The 11,832-nt window shown below is 72.0% G+C and carries 8 protein-coding genes; 3 read left to right on the top strand and 5 right to left on the bottom strand.

Annotation, left to right across the window (positions count from 1 at the left end; all coding sequences use genetic code 11):
- Positions 1–475: DUF3394 domain-containing protein (locus FGX59_RS34525; RefSeq protein WP_240722846.1), on the top strand; the 475-nt coding region annotated here is incomplete at its 5' end.
- A gap of 451 nt (positions 476–926) precedes the next feature.
- Here FGX59_RS34525 and FGX59_RS34520 read toward each other — a convergent pair.
- Positions 927–1,823, bottom strand: coding sequence for a DMT family transporter (locus FGX59_RS34520; protein WP_138472985.1), 897 nt, complete (start codon positions 1,821–1,823; stop codon positions 927–929).
- 971 nt (positions 1,824–2,794) lie between these two features.
- Between FGX59_RS34520 and FGX59_RS34515 the strand changes: the two genes are divergently transcribed.
- The gene (locus FGX59_RS34515) at positions 2,795–3,727 is read left to right on the top strand and encodes an acetamidase/formamidase family protein (RefSeq protein ID WP_138472983.1); all 933 of its coding nucleotides are present in this window, start codon (positions 2,795–2,797) and stop codon (positions 3,725–3,727) included.
- 295 nt (positions 3,728–4,022) lie between these two features.
- Here FGX59_RS34515 and FGX59_RS34510 read toward each other — a convergent pair whose 3' ends face one another.
- A complete protein-coding gene (locus FGX59_RS34510) occupies positions 4,023–4,877 on the bottom strand; it encodes an oxidoreductase (protein WP_138472981.1) in 855 nt (284 codons plus the stop codon).
- Between the two features lie 84 nt (positions 4,878–4,961).
- Here FGX59_RS34510 and FGX59_RS34505 point away from each other — a divergent pair, with 84 nt between their 5' ends.
- Entirely contained in the window at positions 4,962–5,858 is an 897-nt protein-coding gene (locus FGX59_RS34505) for a LysR family transcriptional regulator (RefSeq protein ID WP_138472979.1), read from the top strand.
- Positions 5,859–6,820: 962 nt separating this feature from the next.
- Here FGX59_RS34505 and FGX59_RS34500 read toward each other — a convergent pair.
- The 3 genes from FGX59_RS34500 to FGX59_RS34490 form a co-directional block, all read right to left on the bottom strand.
- Positions 6,821–7,330, bottom strand: a complete 510-nt coding sequence (locus FGX59_RS34500; protein WP_138472977.1) for a GNAT family N-acetyltransferase — start codon at positions 7,328–7,330, stop codon at positions 6,821–6,823.
- A gap of 842 nt (positions 7,331–8,172) precedes the next feature.
- On the bottom strand, positions 8,173–9,918 hold the full coding sequence (locus FGX59_RS34495) for a glycosyltransferase (protein WP_138472975.1): 1,746 nt from the start codon (positions 9,916–9,918) through the stop codon (positions 8,173–8,175).
- Positions 9,915–11,114: a tetratricopeptide repeat protein gene (locus FGX59_RS34490; protein WP_138472973.1), complete on the bottom strand. Its 1,200-nt coding sequence runs from the start codon at positions 11,112–11,114 to the stop codon at positions 9,915–9,917. The genes FGX59_RS34495 and FGX59_RS34490 overlap by 4 nt, the downstream gene beginning before the upstream one ends.
- Between the last annotated feature and the right edge of the window lie 718 nt (positions 11,115–11,832).

Here is an 11,832-nt window from a genome sequence, read left to right as displayed (position 1 = left end):
GCTGATCTCGATCGTGCTCGGGATGGGCCTTCCCACCACGGCGAACTACATCGTCGTCTCCTCGCTGATGGCAGGCGTCGTGGTCGAGCTCGGTGCGCAGAGCGGGCTGATCGTGCCGCTGGTGGCGGTGCACATGTTCGTCTTCAATTTCGGCATCATGGCGGATGTGTCCCCGCCCGTGGGGTTCGCCAGCTTCGCGGCGGCGGCGATCTCGCGCGGGGATCCGCTGAAGACCGGGTTCCAGGCGTTCTTCTACTCGATCCGCACGGCGCTGCTGCCCTTCCTCTTCATCTTCAACACCGACCTCTTGCTGATTGATGTCAGCTGGCTCCATGCGGTGGTGATCTTCGTCGTCGCCATGATCGCCATGCTCGTCTTCGCGGCAGGCACGATGGGCTGGTTCGTCAGCCGGTCGCGGCTCTGGGAATCCGCCGCGCTGGTCCTCGTCGCCCTGATCCAGCGGCGGCGCGCGTAGAGCGGCCCTCGGACGGGCGCGGCGACGTTGCCCGAGGCGCGGGCTACCGCCCTTCCCGGGCGGCCGCTGTCCCTTTCCGCCTGCTCCGGACGGATATCCCGGCACGATCCCGAAATGCGCGCGCGCGGCGCCGCCCGGGTCCGTCCGAGGTGAATGGGCGTCTGGTCCGCGGCGTCGGGCGCTCTGGCCGAGCTGCCATGGCGGGCCCGTAGCGCCTCGATCCCGGCGGCGGCCAGGGCTGTGCCGACCGCCGCAAGGGGCCCTAGCACGCTGACGCATGACGGGCATGCCCCAGACGCGTAGTGGTTTTCCTTGAGAAGTTCGCCTGCCGCCCATAAATGGGGCGGAGATCGTGGCCCCGAGCGCAAGCTCTGGTCACCTTCTACCTCCCTGTTGGACTTCGGCCGAGCTTTGTCTCGGCCTTTTTTTTGCGCCGCGTCCGGCGGCCGCGTCAGGCCGCGTCGCGGGGGCGGGGCGCCAGGGCCCGGGCGGCCCTGCGTTCGCGCAGGAAGGCATAGACGCCGCTGGCCACGATCACGAGCGCGCCGAGCAGCATCGCGGGCTGCGGCACCTCGCCGAAGAACAGCGCGCCGTAGAGCAGGCCGAAGACCAGGGACACGTAGCGGAAGGGCGCGATGGCGGCGATGTCGCCGAAGCGCATTGCCAGCACCATCGCCAGATAGCCCGCCAGCAGGAAGCAGGCGCTGAGCAGGATCAGCCCGAATTGCGGCAGCCCCACCGGCATCCAGCCGCCCTGGACCAGCATGACCGCGAGGCTGATGAGCAGCAGCGCCGCCGAGGACAGCGCGGCCAGCACCGTCGCGGGCAGGCTCGCGCCGAGAAGCCGGGTGCTGATGTCGCGCAGGCACACGGCGAGCACGGCCATCAGCACGAAGGCCGCGCCGGGTCCGACGGCGTCGCTTCCCGGCCGCACGATCAGCAGCACCCCGGCAAAGCCGATGCCGATCGCCAGCATCCGGCGCGGCCCGATCGGCTGGGCCAGCACGACCGCGGCGGCCAGGGTGACGGCCAGCGGCTGGAGCTGGAAGATCGCGGTCGCCGTGCCCATCGGCATCAGCGTCAGCGCGATCAGGTAGAAGCAGACGACGCCGCATTCGCCAAGCGTCCGCAGACCGGCGAGCCGGATCTCGCGCGGGCCCGGCTGGATCCGCGCCGCCCCGTCGCGCAGCGCCAGCACGGCCAGCCCGGCGGTCATGAAGACATGGCGGATGAAGATGATCTGGAACAGCGGCAGGTCCTGCGCGACGGCCTTCACCACCGTGTCCGAGGTCAGCATGGTCGCCATCGCAACCACCATGAACAGGATTCCGCGGGTATTTTCGTTCATCTTCCAGTGCCTTCCGAAGAGCGTCTGCGATCGCCCGGCGAAACGGCGGCTCAGCGCCGGCGGGCCATGGCCCTGTCCCTAGCAGGGCGCGGCGCCGAGCGGTATCGCCGCGTAGTGCCGCAGCCGCCGCCCCGGGCCGGGTCGTGCGCCGCCAAGCCCCGCAGCCGCGCCGTGCGGGCCCAGTCCCTCCGGCGTCCCGCCCTGCGCGATGGCCCGCAGTCGTCGGCAAGCACCGCCTTCGGAACTTCGGTGCGGCGCCGCCCCGGGCCTTAGCGGCGGCCAAGGGCCATGCGGGCTTTCTCCCGTCCGGCCGGGTGGCGGGCGCACCAGCCTCTGCGACCGGGATGGCGCGGCTCGGGGACGCTTCGTTTGAGAGGTGCCCGGTGCCGCGGCCGCGAGCCGGGCCTCCGGCGGTTCTGCCGGCGCAGGCGCTCTGGATGCGGCGGACACGGCCTGCCGGGCAACATGTCCCTCGGTCGCCGGAAGGCGCCAGATCCGGGCCGCCGGCCCGGCGCTGCGGCGGCGGACGCGGGCGGCGCAGCCGGAATGCAGGAGGCTGGCCGCTCCGCCGCGACGCCACATGCGGCGGCTTTCCTTCGAGGCCGGGCCCGGCAGGTGCCCCTGTCTGCGAGGCGCCGTGCCGACCCGCAAGGGCTGCGCCTGCCGCTGCCTGTCCGGCCGCGCCCCCGGTTGACGGCGTCAGGCCGGCGCGCCCGGCAGCTGGTCTTGTCGGAGGGCCCTTCTCAGGCGCGCCGGGCGACCGGCGCCGCGTGCGGCCGCATTCCGGCGCCGGGCCGGTTTGCCAGGCGGGCCTCTCGTCGCGGTCGGTCTCTGCGGAGACGGCGCCGGGGGCCAGGGCGCGCCGGCTGCAATCGTGGCGGGCTGCGTCTGGATAATGCCGGGCGGTGGAGTCGCGGCTTGATCTCGGCCGGTTTCCGGCGCATCGCTGCAGGGCAATCCCGGAGAGTCCCTTGCCGCACCATCTGCCCGCCACGCCCGAAACGGTGTCCTTCGGCACCATCGACCCCGGTCGCGCACCCGCGCTCTGCCTCCGTCCGGGAGACACGGTGACCATGGAGACGCTCTCGGGCGGCCGCCGGAACCTGCCTGCGGCCGGCGGGCCCGGAACGCCGCTGCGGGCGCATCTCGAAGTGCTCGACGCGGTGCCGCAGGGCATGGGCCCGCATCTGCTGACCGGCCCGGTCCATGTCGAGGGCGCCCGGCCCGGCGACCGGCTAATCGTCGAGATCGACAGCGTCGAGCTGGCCCAGGACTATGGCTGGAACGCCATCGAGCCCGGCTTCGGCGTCTTCCCGGATCTCGCGGGCGAGTATGCTTCGCTGACCGTGCCGATCGACCGCGCGCGCGCCACGGCGCAGCTGCCCTGGGGGCCGGAGCTGGCGCTTGCGCCGTTCTTCGGCATCCTGGCGGTCGCGCCGGAGGGCGGCCCGGCCGGATCGGTGGTCCCGGGGCCTTTCGGCGGCAACATGGACAACCGCTATTGCCGGGCGGGGGCGCGCATCGCCTTCCCGGTCTTCCGCGAGGGCGCGCTCTTCTATGCCGGCGACGGCCATGCCCGGCAGGGCGACGGCGAGATCTGCGACACCGCGCTGGAGACCGCCCTGACCGGCCGCTTCCGGTTCCTGCTGGAGCCGGGAACCGCGCCGGAGGCGCCCGAGATCACCCATGGCACCCTGGCCGTGACGATGGATTTCGATCCCGACCTGAACCGCGCGGCAGAGACGGCGGCGCGGCGGATGATCGACCGTCTGCAGGCGGAATGCGGGCTCTCCCGGCAGGAGGCCTACCGCCATTGCAGCCTCTGCGCCGATCTGCGGATCACGCAGCTGGTGAACCGCTCGAAGGGCGTGCATTGCGTGCTGGACCTCGCGACGCTGCGCTGAGGCGCGGCGGGCAGGGACCGGCCCCCGTGGCCGAGCGGCATCCGCGTCGGCAGCGGGCCGGCACGCGGGATGGCTCGGCAACGTCTGGCCGCATGCCGAGGCGTGTGCAGACCCTGCCAGGGGCTGACGCGAGCGGCCTGCCCGGTCTTGCGGCATTGCAGCTCTTTGGCGGCGGCATGACCCGCTGGCGAATTGAGGGGGGCATCCTGGCGGCCCTTGGGCGGCGGCGAGGCTGGTCCCGTGGCCGTCCGCGCCGGGCACCGGCGGGATGGGCGCCGCCGGGCCGCGCCCTGCGTCAGAGCGCGTCGAGCCTCGCCTTCTGCGCCGGCGTGAAGGACAGCGCCGCCGCCGCCACGTTCTCGCGCAGATGCGCGCGCGAGGAGGTGCCGGGGATCACCAGGATGTTCGGGCTGCGCGCCAGCAGCCAGGCCAGCGCCGCCTGCTGCGGGCTTGCCCCCATCTCCGCCGCGACCGCGTCGAGCGTGGCCGATTGCAGCGGCGTGAAGCCGCCCAGCGGGAAATAGGGGACATAGGCGATGCCCGCCTCCGCGAGCGCGTCGATCAGCGCGTCATCGCCGCGATGGGCGAGATTGTAGTGGTTCTGCACGCAGACCACCGGCGCGATCTCCCGCGCGATCGCCACCTGCGCGGCGGTGACGGTGCTGAGGCCGATATGACCGATCAGCCCCTCCTCCTGCATCGCGCGCATCGCCCGCATCGGGGTCTCGATGTCGTCCTCCGGCGTGCCCATGCGCAGGTTGACGACCGGCATCTTCCCGAGCCCGAGCCGTCCGAGATTGTCCTCGACCGAGCGGCGCAGGAAGTCCGCGTCGCGCCTCAGGTTCCAGTTGGCGGCCTCGTCGCGCCAGGCGCCGATCTTGGTCACCAGCAGCAGCGCCCCGGGATAGGGCGACAGCGCCTCGCGGATCAGCGCGTTGGTGACATGCGGGCCGTAGAAGTCGCTGGTATCGACATGGTCGATGCCGAGCGCGATCGCCTCGCGCAGCACGGCGCGGGCCTCGTCCGGGTCCTTCGGCGGGCCGAAGACATGCGGGCCGGCCAGCTGCATGGCGCCGTAGCCCATGCGGTTCACCGAAAGGCCGGTGCCGGGAAAGGTGAAGCGTCCGGCGGATGCGGCGGGGAGGGTCATGGTCTGTCTCCTTGTCTGTCCCGCCGGATATGCACCCGGGGGCGGCGTTTGATAATCCCGGCTGATCCGGATAGACTGATCGGCATGGCGAACAACCGCCCCCTTGACGACCTTGCGCTCTTCCTCGCCGTGATCCGCGCGGGCGGCTTCCGCGCGGCGGCCCGGCAGGAGGGGCTGGCGCCCGCGACCGTCAGCGAGACCATCGCCCGGCTCGAGGCACGGCTCGGCACGCGGCTGCTGGCCCGCTCCACCCGCAGCGTGGCGCCGACCGGGGCCGGGCGCGAGCTGGCCGAGCGGATCGCGCCGCTCATCGCCGAGACCACCGCGGCGCTGGCGGCGGTGCAGAGCCGCAGCGGCGCGCTGCACGGGCAGCTGAAGCTCAACGTGCCCGGCGCGGTGATGGTCGACATCCTGCCGCCGCTGGTCGAGCGCTTTCTCGCGCGGCATCCGGCCGTCGCGGTGGAGATCATGGTCGACGACCGCTTCGTCGATGCGGTGGCGGCGGGCTGCGATGCGGGGATCCGCTATGGCGAGCGGCTGGCGCAGGACATGATCGCGGTGCCGATCGGTCCGCGGCGGCAGCAGGCGGCGCTGGCCGCGGCGCCGCGCTACCTGGCGGAAAAGGGCGTGCCGCGGCATCCGCGCGACCTGCTGGCCCATGACTGCCTGCGCGCGCGTTTCGGCAGCGGCGTGCTGGTCCCCTGGGAATTCGAGCGGGGCAGCGAGACGGTGACGGTCGACCCGGAGGCGCGGCTGATCGTCGGCACGGGCGGCTCCGCGGCGCTGATCGGCCACGCGATCCGGGGGCTCGGGCTGTACCAGACCTTCCGCAACTGGCTCGACCCGCATTTCGCCAGCGGCGCCCTGGTGCCGGTGCTGCGGGACTGGTGGCCGGATTTCGAGGGGCCGCATCTCTACTACCACGGACGCCGCCCGCCCGCGCCGCTCGCCGCCTTCGTGGCCATGCTGCGCGAGGGCTAGCAGGCTGCTGACAAGGGAATCCAGGGCCTCGCCATGGAGGAAGTCCTTCCGGACCTGGTCAGGTGATTTCCTCAGAGATCGGCAGGTCCAGCCGCCTTCAGGACGATTGTTCCGGTCTTGCCCCCAGCGTCCCGGCCAAACGGATTTTTCAGAATCCTGCCAGGACCGGTCCGCGCCGCGTTGCGCGCGGTCCCTCCGGGACCGCGGCAGACCGGGCCGCGCGGAACGGCGATGGCCGCGGCCGGCAGGGCTGCCGGGCCATGTCCCCGGAGAGCGGAAAAGGGGCAGGGCAGGGGCAATCCTTGGCGGCTGCTGCGGATGCCAGGCCCCTGGCCGAACGGCGCGCGGGACCGCAAGCCGCATGCCGATTGGGGCGGCCGGCAGTGGCTGCCTGCCGGGACTTGGCGACGCGCCCCGCCGCCTTGCCTTGCGGCGGGGCATCTGCCCGGACCCCCCTGTGCCCGCGATCTCCTGTCGTGCCGCCTGTCGGCGGGCGAGGGCGTCACCGTCTGGACCGGCTTCCAACCATGTCCGGAAGGCGGAGGGCGCTATTCGCCGCCGTCCCGGCGGAGCTTGCTGTCACGCGGTCTCGTCGGCGGCGCGCGTCCGGGCACCAGCGCGACAAGCTGGCGGAGGCGCGACGGCTTTCGCCCCTTCGCCCAAGGGTGACAGCGTGGCCCGGAGGCACATTGCCCTGGCGGCCCCGGGACTGGCGGCGAGGTCGGATGGCCCGGGACGGGCCGGGCGGATCGGCGCCGCACGCGCATCCGGGGCCGGAGGCGCCGAGACAGACCGGAACCGAGCGTTGGTTGAAGGGCCGGTTGCGCAGGGCAAGAGGCGGCTTCTGGCCGGGACCTGCGCCGCAGTCCGGCTGCGTCCGGGCAGAGGGGCATGCGGAGATACGCCGCGCGATCCTGCCCCCCGGCCGGGACTGCGGCCGATGGGGAGCGCCGCCGGGACGGCTATGGCCGGGGGCCGGTGGCGGGCCGTGTCGCCAGCATCGGCAGGACCAGGCCCCACGGCGTCTCTTCCGGCGGTCCGGACGGCTCGAACCCCAGTTTCCGGTAGACGGCGATCGCCCGGTCATTGGCGGGATGCGGATCGGTCGCGATCACCGGGGCGCCCGCGTCGAAGAGCGCCTGCAGTCGCGCTCCGATGAAGGCCGTCCCGTGGCCCAAGCCCAGCATGGCGGGCTCTCCGATGAACTGGTCGATGCCGCGCGATCCCCTGGGGAGGTGGCGGAAATGGTGCTCCGGCCAGCCGTGAACCGTGTAGTCCTGGAGGAAGGCGAAGGGTCGGCCATCGACCGAGACGATCCAGCGCGAGACGAGCGGATCCGCCAGATCCGCCACCGTAAAGGGCGCCTCCCGGGACCACCAGGCCCGGACATGCGGCCTTGCCTGCCACTCTGCCAGCAGGGCGAGGTCATCCGGGGCCGCTCTGCGGAAGCTGTAGTCCTGTGCAGCGCTCATGCGGTCACTCTAACACGATTGGGCCCGGGCAGGCGTGCCGGGTCAGCGCCGGACGTGCATCGCAAAACGATCGTCATCCGCCGCGGCGAGGACTGGCGGCTGCAATGACGCGGATGGCTGTGGCGATGCCATGGCCCGGGAGGGCCTGCTGGCCTGGCGGGGCGACCCGGAGCCTCCGAATGGCCGATCCTGTCTTCCGCCGCTCCGGGCGGCGGCCGCGAAGACCGGAGGCAGGAACCGGCCTGCGTGCGCCCCGGGAAGATCAAGTCGTCCCGGACGGTCATGGCGAGGACGGCGCATGCTCGGCTCCCAAGCCTCCGCGGACGCCGCCGGGCAATACAGCGCCGCCGCCCGCCCATCCGGGCAGCCGCAGCGTCCCGGTAGGCGATGCACAGGAGCGCCGAAGATGCGGCGGCCGGTGCCCGTTCGTCCCGGACGGTCATGGCGGCGTCGGGACATGTTCGGCTCCCAAGGTTCCGCGGACGCCGCCGGGCAGGACAGTGCCGCCGTCCGCTCATTCGGGCAGCCGCAGCGTCCCGGCAGTCGGGGAACGGGATAGCCGAAGATGCGGCGGCCGGTGTCCGTTCGTCCCGGACGGTCATGGCGGCGTCGCAACATGCTCGGGCCCCAAGCGTCCGCAGGTGCCACCGGGCAGGGCAGTGCCTCAGCCCGCCCATCCGGGCAGCCGCAGCGTCCCGGCGGGCGGAGCACGGGAGGGCCGAGGATGCAGCGGCCGGTGTCCGTCCGTTCCGGCTGCGGATCCGCTGAGGGGCAGGGACGCCGGGTCGGCTGATCGCCTCTCCCGGCATGGAGCTGCAACGGGCGCGCCGCGCCTGCGCCTGTCAGGCCGCGCCCTGGCTCTCCGCGAAGCTGGCGAGCACCGCCATGATCTCCGGCGGCGTCTGGCCGTCATGGCTGTTCCAGTAGTCCGGCGTCGACTTGTAGGGCATCGCCATGTGCATCTGCACCGTCCGCCGGAAGACCTGCTCCGGCGCCAGCACGACGTCGCCCTCGGGATCGCCCGGCGCCCTGGCGCCCAGATGCACCGCCAGGGCGCGGGTGATCAGGCCCGGGCCGAGCTTCGACCAGGTGATGTCGTTCTCCCGCGCCAGCAGCGACTCGCGGGCCATTCCGGCCGCCAGGCGGAGGCAGTCATGGCCGGGACGCGCGGCGATGATGTTGTTGCCGACCGCGCCGAAGCTCTCCTGGTAGAGGACGAGACCGCTGCCGAGGCCGCGCAGCTCCTCGGGATCGCCGACCAGCAGGTCGTCGGCATCCACATAGATGCCGCCCTCCGCCGCCAGCAGGCAGAGCCTGAGGAAGTCGCATTCCTCGGCGGGGCTGTTGGCCAGCTTGAAGGCGCGCACATGGGCGCTGTCGAAGCGGGTCTTCAGGAAATCCAGCGCCGAGCGGCGGGTGAAGCGGCGGTAGCTGTAGCCGGGGATGTCCTGCCAGCTCTGCATGACCTCGCCGATGGCCGGCGGGATGTCGTCGCTGTCCCAGTACTGCAGGACGAGCCGCGGGATCGCGCTCTGCGCGCCGCAGGGGGCGGGGCGCGGGGAGGCCGCCTGCCAGGCGCCGATGCTCCGGCGCGCCGGGAAGTAGAAGTCGCGCTGCAGCTCCTCCTGCGGGGCGTCGATGCGCGCGAGCAGCTGCAGCTCGTTGAGCAGCCCGCCCAGATGGCTGATGCGGAACTGCGCCATGGTCTGCTCGCTGCGGCCCGTCTGCGCCACCATCAGCGGCACCAGCGCCTCGGCGCCCGCGGTGTCCTCGAAGGCGATCTTCAGCATCATCCGCAGCTGCCCGCCGGCCAGGGTGACATTCATGCGCCCGGCCTCGTCAAGCAGCGCCTGCGCGTCCTGCAGGCGGCCGAGCGCAAAGAATGCGCCGAGCCGCAGCCGGGCGATCTCGGCGCGGCCGATCTCCGCCGGGGCCCGGTCGATCAGCGCAAGCGCCTCCTCGGCTGCCCCGAACTGGGTGAGCGCGGAGATCTGCTGGCGCAGCAGCGGAAAGGAGCCGGGCCAGCGGTGGCGGCAGGCCCGCAGGTAGCGCAGGCAGAGGCGGCGCGCGCCGGCCTGCGCCAGCAGCTCGGCAAGCGCCACGGCCTCGGATGGGCCGCGCGGCGGGGCAGGGCGGCGGCGCAGCTGCGCCAGCGCCTGGATCGGGCCGAGCATCGCCAGGAGGCTGCGGCTGCGGAACTGGGCGCGCTGGCTATGGCTGAACTTCTCCTCCAGCAGGTCGCGCAGGCGCAAGGCAAGCTCGGCATCGTCGCCGGACTGGGCCATCCTGAGGATGTAGAGCGCCACCGGATGCGGGATCCGGTCCATCGCCAGCAGGACGCGCAGCGCCTGTTCCGCGGCGTCTGTGCCGCCGGTCTTCTCGGCCAGGGTGAGCAGGCCCTGCAGCTGCTGCGGCGTCCAGTCGGGCGAGGGCGGCCCGATCCAGTCGAGCACCTGCCTTGCCCGCCCGGTCCGTCCGGTCTGCAGGCAGAGCTGCGCATATTTCAAGAGGACGGCGGGGTCCCGGGTCGCGGGCGGCGTGCCGGGGCCGCCATCGGCCAGGCGATCGGTGCGGCAGGAAAGGGTCATGGCTGTGGCCAAAGCGCTGCCTCCATCCCGGCGATGGCGCCCTCCAGATCGCCGCGCTGCTCGGCAATCGTCGCCAGCCCGGTCAGGGCGTCGGGGTCGAGCGGGCTCGCGGCCAGCATGCTGCGGAAGAGGCGTTCGGCCTCCTCGGTCCGTCCCGCCGCGATCAGCGCCGCCGCGGTCTTCGGGCGCAGCTGGACGCCGGGGACATCGTCCTCTTGCAGCGCCTCGAGCAGGACCAGCGCTTCGGCGGGCCGCGCGGCCTGCAGATGGGTCTGCGCCTTGCGGAAGAGGAAGCGCGGATCGCCGGGGTGGCAGGCCAGCGCGGCATCGCAGAGCCCGAGCGCCTCGTCGACATCGCCCGCGGACAGCGCGACCCCGATCCGGCCGAGATGCGCCCGCGGCTGGTCCGGCTCGGCCGCGAGGATCGCGTCGAAGATCCCGGCCGCCTCGCCGGTGCGCCCCGCCGCCAGAAGCGTGTCGGCCAGCGCGAATTTCACCGCCGGATCGATCTCCGGCGCCTCTTGCAGCAGCGCCTGCAGTTCCGAAACCGCCTGGTTGACCTGTCCGAGCTGGCGCCGCGCCGCGGCCCGCTGCGCCAGCAGGTTGGCGTTCTGCGGATGCGCCTTGAGGCCGCGGAGGCAGAGCTCGAGCATTTTCTCCGGCATCTTCGCGATCTGCGCGATCCGCGCGCGGCTGACCAGCGCGGGGAGGAAGTCCGGATCCTCTTCGAGCAGCGCGTCGAGACCGGCCGCGGCCCCGTCGAGCGCGCCCTCGGCCAGGAGCTTGCGGGCCGCGGCCAGCCGCTCGGGCTTCGTCAGCGGCGTCTTTGGCGCCGCAGGGACGCGCGGCGCTCCGCTCCGCCGCCTGAGCGTCGCCTCGGCCTGCCGGAGCGCGGGATCGCCCGGCAGCTGCGCGCGCGCCGCGTCGAGGCCGTCTTGCGCGAGATCGAGACGGTTCGCGGAAATGGCGCAGGTGACCCGCTGCCGCAGCGCGCGGGCGCTGCCGGGATCGGCCTGCAGCATGGCATCATAGAGCGCCAGCGCCTGCTCCGGCGCCCCGGCCGCGCGCAGGCCCGCGGCGATGGCAAAGCGCAGCTCGTTCGCCTCCGTGCCGGCCGTGCCGGGGGCGAGCAGGAAGGTGCGGAGCGCCTCCAGATGCGGCATGGCGGGCTCCAGCGAGACGGATGTCGCGGTCATGCCGGAACCTCTGGCACTTCCGGGGCCTGCAAATTCGGGCGATCTGGCAAAGGACGGGCTCCGGTCCGGACCGGCTGGGACGCCTGGCGTCGAGGCATGTCCGTCCGGCAGAATGGTCTTTCACAATCATTAACATGATCGAACGGCTTCGAGGAAGAACTCCCGGTCATGCGCGTCAGTTTGCGCCACCGCTCTTGCGCTCCTGCGACGGCGGGATGGTCCGGCGCCACGCGCGACCCGGGTGCTGCCGCGGTGTGCGTCGCCGACGCGGCCGTGAAGGGAGGGCGACGGGACTTCAGGCATTGCTGGATGCGCATCCGGCTGCCGCGCCCCGGCGGAGCCAAACCGCAGATCGGCGCATGGAATTGCATTGCGCTTGAATTTCAAAAGGGGTCATGCAGTGCCGCCTGGATTGTTTTTCTATCGGATTAAAATCCGCCGCATAATAGGTTTCGAAGGATGAATGAAAAAATTCCCGGGCGAGGATAATATGCGGGCGATTTTCCGCGGAATGCTCTGACCTGATAAATGACGCTACGGACGTTTCGAATTAATTCTTGTTAAAAACCTCGCAGGCGGATTCTGGATAGTCTTCGTCAAACGCCTATGGCTGACTGCTTTCATCGGCCTTGTTGCACAAATCGTGCGAGGGATTCACTGCATGAATCCAGCATGATAGCCGGTAGGCATGAGCAGTTGGGCCCCTACGAAGTACAAG

The sequence above is a fragment of the Poseidonocella sp. HB161398 genome (genome assembly GCF_005870025.1).
GTDB lineage: Bacteria > Pseudomonadota > Alphaproteobacteria > Rhodobacterales > Rhodobacteraceae > Mangrovicoccus.
The sequence above is the reverse complement of the archived record's forward strand: the minus strand, read 5'-3'. Positions and strand labels throughout refer to the sequence as shown.